Annotated in this window: 11 protein-coding genes; 10 read left to right on the forward strand and 1 reads right to left on the reverse strand. The window is 69.4% G+C overall.

The features are described 5' to 3' along the window. Window positions 1-150: 150 nt before the first annotated feature. A complete protein-coding gene (locus tag LVB77_RS05515; RefSeq protein WP_232909194.1) occupies window positions 151-2,334 on the forward strand; it encodes a bifunctional (p)ppGpp synthetase/guanosine-3',5'-bis(diphosphate) 3'-pyrophosphohydrolase in 2,184 nt (727 codons plus the stop codon). Between the two features lie 269 nt (window positions 2,335-2,603). Here the strand turns inward: LVB77_RS05515 and LVB77_RS05520 are convergent, their stop codons facing one another. After that, window positions 2,604-3,491 carry an outer membrane protein assembly factor BamD gene (locus tag LVB77_RS05520; protein WP_232909195.1) on the reverse strand — a complete coding sequence of 296 codons (888 nt, stop codon included), beginning with the start codon at window positions 3,489-3,491 and terminating at the stop codon, window positions 2,604-2,606. Window positions 3,492-3,571: 80 nt separating this feature from the next. Here LVB77_RS05520 and rluD point away from each other — a divergent pair, with 80 nt between their 5' ends. The 9 genes from rluD to clpB all read left to right on the forward strand — a co-directional run bounded on the left by rluD (window position 3,572) and on the right by clpB (window position 13,069). After that, complete coding sequence (gene rluD, locus LVB77_RS05525; RefSeq protein WP_232909196.1) at window positions 3,572-4,546, forward strand: 23S rRNA pseudouridine(1911/1915/1917) synthase RluD; 975 nt, start codon at window positions 3,572-3,574, stop codon at window positions 4,544-4,546. Between the two features lie 4 nt (window positions 4,547-4,550). Next, window positions 4,551-5,324 carry a peptidoglycan editing factor PgeF gene (gene pgeF, locus LVB77_RS05530; RefSeq protein ID WP_232909197.1) on the forward strand — a complete coding sequence of 258 codons (774 nt, stop codon included), beginning with the start codon at window positions 4,551-4,553 and terminating at the stop codon, window positions 5,322-5,324. Beyond that, a complete protein-coding gene (locus LVB77_RS05535; protein WP_232909198.1) occupies window positions 5,324-6,145 on the forward strand; it encodes a hypothetical protein in 822 nt (273 codons plus the stop codon). Before pgeF ends, LVB77_RS05535 begins: the two co-directional genes overlap by 1 nt. Before the next feature lie 72 nt (window positions 6,146-6,217). Then, on the forward strand, window positions 6,218-6,757 hold the full coding sequence (locus LVB77_RS05540; RefSeq protein WP_232909199.1) for a DUF4166 domain-containing protein: 540 nt from the start codon (window positions 6,218-6,220) through the stop codon (window positions 6,755-6,757). Next, window positions 6,747-7,172 (forward strand): thiol-disulfide oxidoreductase DCC family protein, encoded by a 426-nt coding sequence (locus LVB77_RS05545; protein WP_232909200.1) that lies wholly within the window; start codon window positions 6,747-6,749, stop codon window positions 7,170-7,172. The genes LVB77_RS05540 and LVB77_RS05545 overlap by 11 nt, the downstream gene beginning before the upstream one ends. A 126-nt stretch (window positions 7,173-7,298) precedes the next feature. Further along, a complete protein-coding gene (locus tag LVB77_RS05550; protein ID WP_232909201.1) occupies window positions 7,299-7,742 on the forward strand; it encodes a DUF3574 domain-containing protein in 444 nt (147 codons plus the stop codon). A gap of 88 nt (window positions 7,743-7,830) precedes the next feature. Beyond that, the gene (locus LVB77_RS05555) at window positions 7,831-9,429 is read left to right on the forward strand and encodes a hypothetical protein (RefSeq protein WP_232909202.1); all 1,599 of its coding nucleotides are present in this window, start codon (window positions 7,831-7,833) and stop codon (window positions 9,427-9,429) included. A 55-nt stretch (window positions 9,430-9,484) separates the two neighbouring features. Then, window positions 9,485-10,015, forward strand: a complete 531-nt coding sequence (gene gloA / locus LVB77_RS05560) for a lactoylglutathione lyase (protein ID WP_232909203.1) — start codon at window positions 9,485-9,487, stop codon at window positions 10,013-10,015. 468 nt (window positions 10,016-10,483) lie between these two features. Continuing rightward, window positions 10,484-13,069 (forward strand): ATP-dependent chaperone ClpB, encoded by a 2,586-nt coding sequence (gene clpB, locus LVB77_RS05565; RefSeq protein ID WP_232909204.1) that lies wholly within the window; start codon window positions 10,484-10,486, stop codon window positions 13,067-13,069. The last annotated feature ends 18 nt before the right edge of the window (window positions 13,070-13,087 follow it).

The raw sequence follows: 13,087 nt of genomic DNA on the forward strand, positions 1-13,087 counted from the left end.
AATCGTGCTCGCAATCGCCTGCCTGCCGCTGTCGGATGCCCGCCGGGCGCATACGGATTCCGATAATCGTCACCATATTCATGTTTCCGGCCGCGGAAACCCGCGCCCCCGCGTTGCAAGCCGCGCCGCCGCCCGCGTAGATTCCCCTTTATGACCCCCGCCGAGCCCGCGCTTCAGTCCTATCCGGTATCCGTCCACGACGAGGCGGACCTGCCGGACTATGTGCGCGAGTTCGAGCAATCGGCCGCTTACCTGCCCGAGGCGCAGCGCGCGCTGCTGCGTCGCGCCTGGGCGATCGGCGCGGCCGCTCACGCCGGCCAGACCCGAAAATCCGGCGAGCCCTACATCACCCATCCGGTCGCGGTGGCCAAGGTGCTGGCCGACCAGGGCCTGGACGTGGAGACGCTGATCGCGGCGATCCTGCACGACACCATCGAGGACACGCCGCTGACCCGCGAGGGCCTGGCGACCGAGTTCGGCGAGACCGTGGCCGAGCTGGTCGACGGCGTCACCAAGCTGGACAAGCTGCAGTTCCGCGATCGCCAGGAAGCGGCGGCCGAAAGCTTCCGCAAGATGCTGCTGGCGATGGCGCGCGACCTGCGCGTGATCCTGATCAAGCTCGCCGACCGCCTGCACAACATGCGCACCCTGGGCGCGCAGAGCGCCGAGGCGCGCGAGCGCATCGCGCTGGAGACGCTGGAGATCTACGCGCCGATCGCGCAGCGCCTGGGCATGAACCTGATCAAGGCCGAGCTGCAGGACCTGGGCTTCCGCGCCCTGCACCCCTGGCGCCATGCGGTGATCGAAAAGCGCATCCGCACCCAGCCGGTGGTGCGGCGCGAGTCGCTGGTGCAGATCGAGGCCCAGCTGGCCCAGCGCCTGACCAAGGAAAAGCTGCTGCACCGCCTGATCAGCCGGGTGAAGTCGCCTTGGAGCATCTACACCAAGATGCGCGCCGAGCATAAGAGCTTCACCCAGGTCATGGACGTGTTCGGCTTCCGCGTGGTGGTGCGTTCGGTGCCCGACTGCTACCACGCCCTGGGCGTGGTGCATGCGGCCTACAAGCCGCTGGACTCGCGCTTCCGCGATTTCATCGCCATCCCCAAGGCCAACGGTTACCAGTCGTTGCACACGGTGCTGTTCGGCCCCTACGGCTCGCCGGTGGAAGTGCAGATCCGCACCGAGGAAATGGACCTGATCGCCGAGCGCGGCATCGCCGCGCACTGGTCGTACAAGCACGGCGGCGAAGGCCCGAACAGCGCGCAGAGCCGCGCCCACAGCTGGATCGCCAGCCTGGTGGAATCGCAGCGCTCGACCGGTTCGTCGCTGGAGTTCCTGGAAAACGTCAAGGTCGACCTGTTCCCGGACGAGGTCTACCTGTTCACACCCAAGGGCGACATCCTCTCGCTGCCGCGCAATTCCACCGCGCTGGATTTCGCCTACGCCGTGCACACCGACGTCGGCAACCGTGCGGTGGCCGCGCGCGTCGACAGCAAGCTGGTGCCGCTGCGCACCAAGCTGGCCAGCGGCCAGCGCGTGGAGATCATCACCGCCAAGTCCTCGACGCCGAAGCCGCAATGGCTGGAGTTCGTGGTCTCGGGCAAGGCCCGCACCTCGATCCGCCAGCAGCTCAAGCAGCTCGAGCACGAGGACGCGGTGCAACTGGGCCATCGCATGCTCGATCGCGCGCTGGAGGCCCTGGAAACCTCGCTGGACCGCGTGCCCGCGCTGCGCCTGGAAACCTATCTCAGCGACAGCCGCTATCCGCGCCTGGAGGCCCTGTTGGCCGACATCGCGCTGGGCAACCGCATGCCCAACCAGGTCGCGCTGGCGCTGGCGCGCGAAACCCCGGGCAAGCCGCGCGGCCGCGCGATCGACCGCCCGCGCCTGACCGAGGACAAGATCCTGATCACCGGCGCCGAGCGCGGCGTGATCAGTTTCGCCAACTGCTGCCTGCCGTTGCCCGGCGACGAGATCATGGGCTACCACACCGCCGGCAAGGGCATCGTGGTGCACCGCATGGACTGCCCCAACGTCGCCGACTACCGCAAGTCGCCCGACCGCTGGGTGCCGATCGGCTGGGACCGCCAGGTCAGCGGCGACTTCAGCGCCGCCCTGCGCATCGAAGTGGACAACCGCCCCGGCGCGCTGGCCCAGGTCGCCGCGGCCATCGCCGAGGCCGAGTCCAACATCGACCGCGTCGAGTACCTGGAACGCGACTCCAACATCGCGGTGATGCGCTTCTCCATCGAGGTCGGCGACCGCCGCCACCTCGCCGACGTGATGCGCAAGGTCCGCCGCCTCAACGTGGTGCTGGGCGTGCAGCGGATGTAAGCCGCGGCCGCGATGCGGTTCGGATAAGAAAGCGGCGATCGGCGGTGTCCCGATTCGTCATCCCCGCGTAGGCGGGGATCCAGTGGCTTCAGCGGCATGCTGCGCCAGCCGCCGGAATTCCCTGGGGCCGCGGGGTTCCTGCTCTATGGTTCGACCGGCTCGCACGACCGGCGTCCGAGCTCGCATCGTCACGCGTCGCGTACTCGAACCCCACAAACGCAGACGCCGCCCGAAGGCGGCGTCTGGAGCGGCGCTGCGCGGACGCAGGCTTACTTGGTGTCGCGGTCCTGGTTGTCCAGCGCCGACTTCTCGCCCGCGAACGGGTTGAGCTTGCGCCAGTTGCCCGGATAGTCCGGCCAGTCGCCGCCCTGCAGGTAGGGATGCGTGGGATCGTTCTGCTGCAGCACGCGCTTGGCGTCGGCGGCCAGGGTGTCGTTGCCCAGGCCGGTGTAGGCCACGGCCAGGGTCGCGACCGCGTCGTTCTGGTACTTGCTCTGCGGGTAGGTCTCCAGCAGGTACTTGGCGCGCTCGGCCGCGGCCACGTAGGCGGTGCGGCGCAGGTAGTACAGGGCGACGTCGAGCTCGTGGCGCGAGAACGTGTCGCGCAGCGCCATCATGCGCTGGCGCGCGTCGGCGGCGTAGCGGCTGTTCGGGTAACGGTCGGCGACGATCGCGAAGTCGTTGTAGGCCTGCATCGGCGTGGCCAGGTCGCGGCGGCTGGAGTCCAGGCGCCACACGCGCTGCAGGAACACCGTGTCGCGGCTGGAGTTCACCAGGCCACGCAGGTAGTACATGTACGAGGCGTAGCGGTGGGTCGGGTAGGTACGGATGAAGCGGTCGATGCTGCTGACCGCGTCGTCGTGCTTGCCGGACTTGAACTGGGCGTAGGCGGTCTCGACCAGGGCCTGCTCGGTGTACGGACCGTAGGGGTACTGCGCGACCAGGCGCTTGAAGGTGGTCTCGGCGGCCGCCCAGTTGCCGTTGGTCATCGAGGTGTGGGCCTTGTCGTACAGCGCCTCCACCGGCTGGCCCTCGTCCGCGTCCTTGTCCTTGAACATCTTGCCCAGCCGGCCGCAGCCGGTGCCGGCGAGTACCACGATCAGCAGCAGGGACAGCAGGCGGACGAGACGGTGTGAACGGGCGAAACGAAGGGTCATGGCAAGGTTCGCGGGCGCCGGAGGCACGAAGCGCCGATAATAGCAGTCCCCGCGCCCAGCCCCTGAATCCTGCCCATCCGATGAACGAGTCCGTAAACCCCCTCCAGGCCACCGTGCCCGACAGCGCCGCCGGGCGCCGCTTCGACGCGGTCCTGGCCGAGTTGTTCCCGGACTATTCGCGCTCCCGCCTGGCCGCCTGGATCAAGTCCGGCGACGCCCGCCTCGACGGCCGCGAGGTCCGCCCGCGCGACCCGGTGCGCGGCGGCGAGACCGTGACCCTGACCGCCGTGCTCGACGTCCAGACCCATTCCGAGCCCGAGGACATCGCGCTGGACGTGCTGTACGAGGACGATCAGGTGTTCGTCATCGACAAGCCGGCCGGCTTGGTGGTGCACCCGGGCGCCGGCAATCCGGCCGGCACCCTGGTCAACGCGCTGCTGCACCGCGATCCGGGCCTGGACGTGCTGCCGCGCGCGGGCATCGTGCACCGGCTCGACAAGGACACCTCGGGGGTGATGGTGGTCGCGCGCACCCTGCCGGCGCACACCGCGCTGGTCGAGCAGTTGTCCTCGCGCGAAGTGCACCGCCAGTACCTGGCCGTGGTGGTGGGCGCGCTGGTCTCCGGCGGCACCGCCAATCTGCCGATCGACCGCCATCCGCGCGACCGCATCCGCATGGCGGTGCGCGAGGACGGCCGCGACGCGGTCACCCATTACCGTCTGCGCGAGCGCTTCCGCGCCCACACCTTGCTGGAGTGCCGGCTCGAGACCGGACGCACCCATCAGATCCGCGTCCACATGGCCCACCTCAAGCACCCGATCGTCGGCGATCCGCTGTACGGCGGCCCGCTCAAGCTGCCGCGCGGCGCGACCACTGAACTGGTCGATGCGCTGCGCGGTTTCCGCCGCCAGGCCCTGCACGCCGAGACGCTGGAGTTCGCCCATCCGGTCAGCGGCGAGCCGGTGCGCTGCAGCGCGCCGGTGCCGGCCGACATGCGCGCGCTGATCCAGACCCTGCACGACGACACCGTCGCCGCCGCCGACAAGGCGCGCTGAGCGCATGCGCGACGACGATGCCTGGCTGCACGCCGACTGGCCCGCGCCCGCCGGCGTGCGCGGTTTCACCACCCTGCGCCAGGGGCCGGGCGTGTCGGCGCCGCCGTTCGACCGCTTCAACCTGGGCTACCGCGCCGGCGACGGCGCCGACGCGGTCGCGCACAACCGCGCGGCCCTGATCGAACGCGCGGGACTGCCGTCGCCGCCGCGTTGGCTGCGCCAGGTGCACGGCGTCGCGGTGCGGCGCTTCGACGGCGCGCCGCCGTCCGATCCCGTGCCGCCCGACCAGGAACCCGAAGCCGACGCCTCGGTCAGCGCCACGCCCGGCACGGTGCTGGCGATTCTCACTGCCGACTGCCTGCCGGTGCTGTTCGCGGCTGACGACGGCAGCGAGATCGGCGCCGCGCATGCGGGTTGGCGCGGCCTGGCCGCCGGCGTGCTCGAGGCCACGGTCGCGGCCATGCGCACCCCGCCGGCGCGGCTGCGCGCCTGGCTGGGACCGGCGGCGGGACCGCAGGCCTACGAAGTCGGCGCCGAGGTGCACGCGGCCTTCGTCGACCACGACCCGCACGCCGCCACCGCCTTCGTCGCCACCCGGCCCCAGCATTGGCGCGTCGATCTGTACGCGCTGGCGCGCCGGCGCCTGGCCGCGGCCGGGATCGCGCCCGCGCAGGTGCATGGCGGCGGGCTGTGCACGATTTCCGACCCGCAACGTTTCTATTCGCATCGCCGCGACCAGCGCGGCGGGCGCATGGCGACCCTGATCTGGATGGCCTGATGCGCGTTTCGACACCTGCCGTGCTGCGTGCCTGCCTGACGCTGGCGCTCGCCGCCTGCGCGCTGCCGGCCTTCGCCGCCGACTGCCGATCGCGCGTGTACGACCTGCTCAAGGCCGCCTATCCGCAAGCCGAAAGCGAGACCGGCGACGACGGCGAACTGCTGCGCCTGCCCGGCGCGCGCTGGATCAATTTGGGCGAGGTGGTGTGCAAGGTTTGGCCGGCGTCGCCGGACAAGACCCTGCTGGCGTTCAAGCTGCAATACGAGGCCGCCAGCGGCGGCGACGTCGAGCCGGCCGATCTGGAACTGCTGATCGCCGATAGCGCCAGCGACCGCATCCTGCAGCGCTACCGCGAGGCCCATGCGCTGGATTCCGACGCGATCCGGGTCAGCGGGCTGGTCCTGGACACCGCGCGCTACCGCCTGGACGAGCGCACCACGGCGTTCGGCCTGCGTGTGAACTACAGCGGCTCCTCGCGTGCCAATCCCTACAGCAGCACCTCACTGAGCCTGTTCGTGCCCGATGGCGCCCAACTGCGCCCGGTGCTGCGCCGGTTGCAGGTCGCGCTGGAGCGCGGCGAGTGGGACACCGAATGCGCGGGCGAATTCGAGGCTGTGCAACGCACCGTCGCGATCGACGCCAAGCGCGACAACGGCTATGCCGGCCTGTCGGTGGCCAGCACCACCACGGCCAGCCGCAACGCGTTCGGCGACGACCGCCAGTGCGACAGCTCCGAAAGCCCGCCGCGCAAAACCCGCGAACGCCTGCGCTACGACGGCCGCGAGTACGTCGTGCCGGCCGCCTTGAGCGGGCTGGATTAGCGGCATGCGCTGCGCACGGGGCCTTCGCCACTGCGTCGCGCGTTGCGCGCGCGAGCCCGGCGCATCGTCGCGATGAGCGCTGTGGGCGCCGCGCCTACGCTGTACCGCACCTTGCTGGGCGAGCGCTGCGACCGCCTGCCGGCCAGCGTGCGCCGCATGCACGACCGCGCCGGCCTGCAGCGCTATCGCGGCGAAGCCAGCGTCGTGCGCGGCCGTTCCTGGCTGTCGCGCCTGTGCGCCTGGGCCGCGCGGCTGCCGCCGCAGACGCAGGGCGCCATCGAGGTCGAGATCGACGCCGACGCGCATGGCGAGCGCTGGGTCCGCCGCTTCGACGGTCACGCCATGCCGTCGCGGCTGTGGGCGCAGCAGGGATTGCTGTGCGAACGGCTGGGCCTGCTGCGGTTCGCGTTCGTGCTGGAGGCGGACGAGAGCGCGGTGCTGTGGCGGGTGCATGGCGTGCATGCCTTGGGCATCGCGCTGCCCCAACGCTGGTTCGACGGTGTAACCGCCATGGAGTCGGAGAGCGAGGGCCGCTACCGCTTCGACGTGCGCGCGGAGCTGCCGCTGGCCGGCCTGTTGGTGCAGTACTGGGGCTGGCTCGATGTCGGCTGAAGCGCACACGGCGGCCGACGGGGACGCGATCATCGTGTTCGACGGCGTCTGCGCGCTGTGCAACGGCTGGGTGCGCTTCCTGCTGCGTCACGACCGGCAACAGCGCTACCGCTACGCGGCGATGCAGGGCGAACGCGGCCGCGCCTTGTTGTCGGCGAACGGCCTGGACCCCGACGATCCGATGTCGTTCCTGCTGATCGAGAACGGCCGTGCCTGGACCGATACCGACGCGATCGCGCGCGTGTTGTCCGGCCTGGGCGGCGTATGGCGCCTGGCAGCGGTGCTGCGCTGGCTGCCGCGTGCGCTGCGCGATCCGCTGTACCGGTGGGTCGCGCGCAACCGCTATCGCTGGTTCGGGCGGTACGAGCGGTGTCTGTTGCCGACGCCGGAGCAGCGGGCGCGGTTTTTGGATTGATTGGGATGGGTTTGTGTGTGGGCGCTTGCGGGTCCGCGGGCTGTGGGGCGGAGCGGGCATCCGTCCAAGCTTGCGCCGCCCCGCATCCGCGGCAACCATGGCATCGATCACCGACGGAGCCCGTCCATGCCGCATCGCGCCCTGCTGCTGTCGCTGTGCTTGCTGCTGAGCGCTTGCGTCACCGCGCCGGCCGCCGTCGATCCGGCCCTGCACGGCGATGCCGCGCGTCCCGCAGCCGCGCAGGCCTGGATCCGCAGCGAGCTGTACTTCAGCGTCGGCACCGAGGGCCAGGCTGGGACGCAGATCGACGAGGCGCAGTGGCGCGCCTTCCTCGACCGCGAAGTCACGCCGCGTTTTCCCGACGGCCTGACCGTGTTCGAAGGCTACGGCCAGTGGCTGTTCCGCGGTGCCGCCGCGCCCGAACGCCAGCGCGCCAAGGTGCTGGTGGTGCTGCACGAGGACACGCCCGCGCGCGTGGCCGACATCGAGGCCATCCGCGTCGCCTGGAAACGCATGAGCGGTCACCAGTCGGTGCTGTGGTCGCGGCAGCGGGCGGACGTTTCGTTCTAGCCCTGGCGCTGTTCGCGCGGCCGCCGCTGCCCGCACAATCGCTGCATCCACGTCGCACCCCTTCACCGCGCCCGCCCAGGATCCGCCGATGACCGCTTCCTCCCCACGCCGCTGGTTCGTCGCCGGCGATCTCAACGGCTTCTTCGGCCTGGTCGTGGACAACCTGTCCATCCTGGGGTTCATCGCCGCGGCGCTGATCGGCATCTTCGGCTTCCCGGCCGAGGTGGTGTACACGCGCATGTTCCCCGGTACCGCCTTCGGCGTGCTGGTCGGCAACTTGATCTACACCGCGATGGCGCGCCGCCTGGCGGCCAGAAGCGGACGCAACGACGTCACCGCGATGCCGCTGGGCCTGGACGCGCCGACCAGCATCGGCATGGCCCTGCTGGTGTTGGGCCCGGCTTTCGTCGCCTACAAACAGTCGGGCCTGGACCCGCAGGCCGCCGCCATCGCGACCTGGCAGCTGGGCATGGCCTCGCTGGTGGTGATGGGCGTGCTCAAGTTCGTGCTGTCGTTCGCCGGCGACGCGGTCACGCGCCTGATCCCGCGCGCGGGCCTGCTCGGCTCGATCGCCGGCGTGGCGCTGGTGCTGATGGGCTTCCTGCCGCTGATCGAAACCCTGCGCTCGCCGGTGGTCGGTTTCGTCACGCTGGGCCTGCTGCTGTACGTGCTGATCGCCAAGGGCCGCCTGCCGGTGAAGCTGCCGGGCGTGTTCGTGGCCTTCGTGTTCGGCACCGTCCTCTATTACGGCCTGGGCGCGCTCGGCCTGGGCGCGCCGGGCTTCCATTGGCCGCAGGCGGTGCCGCCTACGCTGGTGCTGCCGTGGCCCAGCCTGGGTTTCATCGAAGGCCTGCCGGCGACCGTGCCCTACCTGCCGCTGCTGCTGCCGTTCGGCTTGCTGATGGTGGTCGGCGGCATCAACGTCAGCGAGAGCGCGCGCGCCGCCGGCGACGACTACCGCACCCGCGACATCCTGTTGGCGGAAGCGTTCTCGACCCTGGTCGCGGGCTTCTGCGGCGGCGTCGCCCAGACCACGCCCTACATCGGCCAGCCCGCCTACAAGCACATGGGCGCGCGCAGCGGCTATACCCTGCTGACCGGTTTGTTCGTCGGCCTGGGCGGCATGCTCGGCATCGTCTCGGGACTGGTGCAATGGCTGCCGCTGGCGGTGCTGGCGCCGATCATCGTCTATGTCGCGCTGGACATCACCACCCAGGCCTTCCAGGCCACGCCGTCCAAGCACGCCACCGCGATGGTGTTCGGCTTCCTGCCGTCGGTGGCTTACATGCTGGCGATCAAGACCGGCAATCCGGGCTGGATCGCGCCGGAGCACCACGCCCAGCTGATGAGCGCGCTGGACGGCCACGGCCTGCCGGAACTGGCGGTGATCGTGACCCTGGGCAACGGCTTCATCATGACCTCGATGATCTGGACCTCGGCGGTGGCGGCGATGGTCGACGGGCGGCTGCTGCGCGCCTCGGCCTTCCTGCTGGCGGGCGCGGCGCTGTCGCTGTTCGGCATCATCCATTCGGTCGATCCGCGCGGCGGCATCTACCTGCCGTGGGCGCTGGAAGGCCTGCCGCGCGTGATCGCCTGGCAGTTCATCGGCGCGTATCTGGCCCTGGCCGCGCTGATGGCGCTGCTGTCGCTGCAGCGTCCGCCGCGGACGGACGACACCGCGGCTTGAGCGCGGCGCCGCGCGTCCTCATATTGACTTCACCCCTTTCGAATCCCGCCCCGCCATGTCCCTGCAGACCGAACTCGACGCCGTGCCCGGCGTGACCGCCCGGCCCGATGCCGCCACCCGCGACTATGTGTTCAACCACACCATGTTGCGCGTCAAGGATCCGGCCAAGTCGCTGGATTTCTACACCCGCGTGCTCGGCTACACCCTGGTGCGCAAGCGCGATTTCGCCGAGGCGCAGTTCAGCCTGTACTTCCTGGTGCTGGTGTCCGACCCGGCGCAGATCCCGGCCGAGGAGCCCGCGCGCGGCGAGTGGTTGCTGAGCCAGCGCGGCGTGCTGGAACTCACCCACAACCACGGCACCGAGCACGACGCCGCGTTCGCCTATCACCACGGCAACAGCGAGCCGCGCGGCTTCGGCCACATCTGCGTGTCGGTGCCCGACGTCGAGGCCGCGTGTGCGCGTTTCGAACGACTGGGCGTGGCGTTCCAGAAGCGCCTCAGCGACGGCCGCATGAAGGACATCGCCTTCATCAAGGATCCGGATGGCTATTGGGTCGAAATTCTGCAGCCGACCAGCCGGGTTTGATCTGCCGGCCGTTGATCCGCTCCCCCTTTGTTGATCTGTTCCCCCCTTTGAAAAAGGGGGGCTGGGGGGGATTTGCTTCTGCCCGCGCAACAGCAAATCCCCCGCGCAGCTACACCCACCTGCATCGCCCATCCTCGGCGCCGGCCCCCTTTTTCGAAGGGGGCGATGCTTCTATTCCCTCCTTTGAAAAGGGGGCCAGGGGGGATTTGCTTCTGCCCACGCAAACAGCGAATCCCCCGCGCAGCTACACCCACCTGCATCGCCCATCCTCGGCGCCGGCCCCCTTTTCCAACGGGGGCGACTTTTCAAAGTGGCGACGTTTCGCCGCCGGCCGTCCACAGCCTGAAGACCGCCGCCCACCGCGTCTCGCCAACTCTTGAAACACCCGCCCCAGCCCGCATTAACAGGTCATTCGCGGCCTTAGCGCGACACTCGCGCCGGGCCGCCACACCTTTCGGAGAACCCTCCATGCGGATGGACAAGCTCACCTCGCGTTTCCAGCAGGCGCTGGCGGACGCACAATCGCTGGCGGTCGGTCGCGACCACAGCGTGATCGAACCCGTGCACCTGCTCAGCGCCCTGCTGGATCAGAGCGGCGGCAGCACGCGGCCCCTGCTGGCGCAGGCCGGCGTCAACGTGCCGCTGCTGCGCGAACGCCTGGGCGAGGCGCTGGAAAAACTGCCCAAGGTCAGCGGCCAGGCCGGCAACGTCTCGCTGGGCAACGACCTGGCGCGGTTGCTCAATGTCACCGACAAGCTCGCGCAACAGCGCGGCGATGCCTTCATCGCCAGTGAGCTGTTCCTGCTGGCCGCGCTGGACGACGGCGGCGAAACCGGCCGCGCGCTCAAGGCCGCCGGCGCGAACAAAGCCAAGCTGGAACCGGCGATCGACAAACTGCGCGGAGGCGAGAGCGTGCAATCGGAAAACGCGGAAGAACAGCGCCAGGCGCTGGAGAAGTACTGCATCGACCTGACCGCGCGTGCCGAGTCGGGCAAGCTCGATCCGGTGGTCGGCCGCGACGAGGAAATCCGCCGCACCGTACAGGTGCTGCAGCGCCGGACCAAGAACAATCCGGTGCTGATCGGCGAACCCGGCGTCGGCAAGACCGCCATCGTCGAAGGCCTGGCCCAGCGCATCGTCAACAACGAAGTGCCCGAGGGCCTGCGCGGCAAGCGCGTGCTGTCGCTGGACATGGGCGCGCTGATCGCCGGCGCCAAGTTCCGCGGCGAGTTCGAGGAGCGCCTGAAGGCGGTGCTCAACGACCTGGCCAAGAACGAGGGCCAGGTGATCCTGTTCATCGATGAGCTGCACACCATGGTCGGCGCCGGCAAGGCCGAAGGCGCCATGGACGCCGGCAACATGCTCAAGCCCGCGCTCGCGCGCGGCGAGCTGCACTGCATCGGCGCGACCACGCTGGACGAGTACCGCAAGTACGTCGAGAAGGACGCCGCGCTGGAACGCCGCTTCCAGAAAGTGTTCGTGGGCGAGCCTTCGGTCGAGGACACCATCGCCATCCTGCGCGGCCTCAAGGAGCGCTACGCGGTCCACCACGGCGTCGAGATCACCGACCCGGCGATCGTCGCCGCGGCCACCCTCTCGCACCGCTACATCGCCGACCGCCAGCTGCCCGACAAGGCCATCGACCTGATGGACGAGGCCGCCTCGCGCATCCGCATGGAGATCGACTCCAAGCCCGAGGAGCTCGACCGCAAGGAACGCCGCCTGATCCAGCTCAAGATCCAGCGCGAGGCGCTGAAGAAGGAGAAGGACGCCGAGTCCAAGCAGCGCCTGGCCGATCTCGAAGCCGAGATCGCCACGCTGGAGCGCGACTTCAACGACCTCGAGGAAGTCTGGAAGGCCGAGAAGGCGACCCTGCAGGGCGCGACCAAGATCAAGGAACAGATCGAGCAGGCCAAGCTCGACCTGGAGGCCGCGCAGCGTCAGCAGGACTACGCGCGCATGAGCGAAATCCAGTACGGCACGCTGCCGGAGCTGGAGAAGCAGCTCAAGGCCGCGCAGGAGGCCGAGACCCAGGGCTTCAAGCTGTTGCAGGACAAGGTCACCGCCGAGGAGATCGCCGAGGTGGTCGCGCGCTGGACCGGCATCCCGGTGTCGAAGATGCTGGAAGGCGAGCGCGAGAAGCTGCTCAAGATGGAACAGGCGCTGCACCAGCGCGTGGTCGGCCAGGACGAGGCGATCCGGGTGGTGTCCGATGCCGTGCGCCGCTCGCGCGCGGGCCTGTCCGATCCCGAACGTCCCAGCGGTTCGTTCCTGTTCCTGGGCCCGACCGGCGTCGGCAAGACCGAGCTGTGCAAGGCGCTGGCCGAGTTCCTGTTCGATTCCAGCGACGCGATGGTCCGCATCGACATGAGCGAGTTCATGGAGAAGCACGCGGTCAGCCGCCTGGTCGGCGCGCCTCCGGGCTACGTCGGCTACGAAGAGGGCGGCTACCTGACCGAGGCCGTGCGCCGTCGTCCCTACAGCGTGATCCTGCTGGACGAGGTCGAGAAGGCGCATCCGGACGTGTTCAACATCCTGCTGCAGGTGCTGGACGACGGCCGCCTCACCGACGGCCAGGGCCGTACGGTGGATTTCCGCAACACCGTGATCGTGATGACCAGCAACCTGGGCTCGCAGATGATCCAGGAGCTGAGCGCCGACGACAGCGCCGAGAGCTACACCCAGATGAAGGCGGCGGTGATGGGCGTGGTGCAAGCGCACTTCCGCCCGGAGTTCATCAACCGCCTCGACGACATCGTCGTGTTCCATCCGTTGGACAAGACCCAAATCCGCGAGATCGCCAAGATCCAGATGCACGGTCTGGAGAAGCGGCTGGCCGAGCGTGGCCTCAAGCTCTCCCTGTCGGACACCGCGTTGGCGCTGATCGGCAACGTCGGTTTCGATCCGGTCTACGGCGCGCGCCCGCTCAAGCGCGCGGTGCAGCAGCAGTTGGAGAATCCGCTGGCGCAGAAGATCCTGGGCGGCGAATTCGTCAGCGGCGATACGATCCAGGTCGAGGCCGAAGCCGGGCACCTGGTGTTCCGCAAGGGCTGATCGCGAGCTAACTCGTGG

Origin of the sequence: Lysobacter sp. 5GHs7-4 (assembly GCF_021284765.1) — a bacterium.
GTDB lineage: Bacteria > Pseudomonadota > Gammaproteobacteria > Xanthomonadales > Xanthomonadaceae > Lysobacter.

Excerpts from the sequence above, each read along its gene's own strand:
- LVB77_RS05515 (WP_232909194.1), top strand. The coding sequence starts at position 151 with ATGACCCCCGCCGAGCCCGCGCTTCAGTCCTATCCGGTATCCGTCCAC.
- LVB77_RS05520 (WP_232909195.1), bottom strand. The coding sequence starts at position 3,491 with ATGACCCTTCGTTTCGCCCGTTCACACCGTCTCGTCCGCCTGCTGTCC.
- rluD (WP_232909196.1), top strand. The coding sequence starts at position 3,572 with ATGAACGAGTCCGTAAACCCCCTCCAGGCCACCGTGCCCGACAGCGCC.
- pgeF (WP_232909197.1), top strand. The coding sequence starts at position 4,551 with ATGCGCGACGACGATGCCTGGCTGCACGCCGACTGGCCCGCGCCCGCC.
- LVB77_RS05535 (WP_232909198.1), top strand. The coding sequence starts at position 5,324 with ATGCGCGTTTCGACACCTGCCGTGCTGCGTGCCTGCCTGACGCTGGCG.
- LVB77_RS05540 (WP_232909199.1), top strand. The coding sequence starts at position 6,218 with ATGAGCGCTGTGGGCGCCGCGCCTACGCTGTACCGCACCTTGCTGGGC.
- LVB77_RS05545 (WP_232909200.1), top strand. The coding sequence starts at position 6,747 with ATGTCGGCTGAAGCGCACACGGCGGCCGACGGGGACGCGATCATCGTG.
- LVB77_RS05550 (WP_232909201.1), top strand. The coding sequence starts at position 7,299 with ATGCCGCATCGCGCCCTGCTGCTGTCGCTGTGCTTGCTGCTGAGCGCT.
- LVB77_RS05555 (WP_232909202.1), top strand. The coding sequence starts at position 7,831 with ATGACCGCTTCCTCCCCACGCCGCTGGTTCGTCGCCGGCGATCTCAAC.
- gloA (WP_232909203.1), top strand. The coding sequence starts at position 9,485 with ATGTCCCTGCAGACCGAACTCGACGCCGTGCCCGGCGTGACCGCCCGG.
- clpB (WP_232909204.1), top strand. The coding sequence starts at position 10,484 with ATGCGGATGGACAAGCTCACCTCGCGTTTCCAGCAGGCGCTGGCGGAC.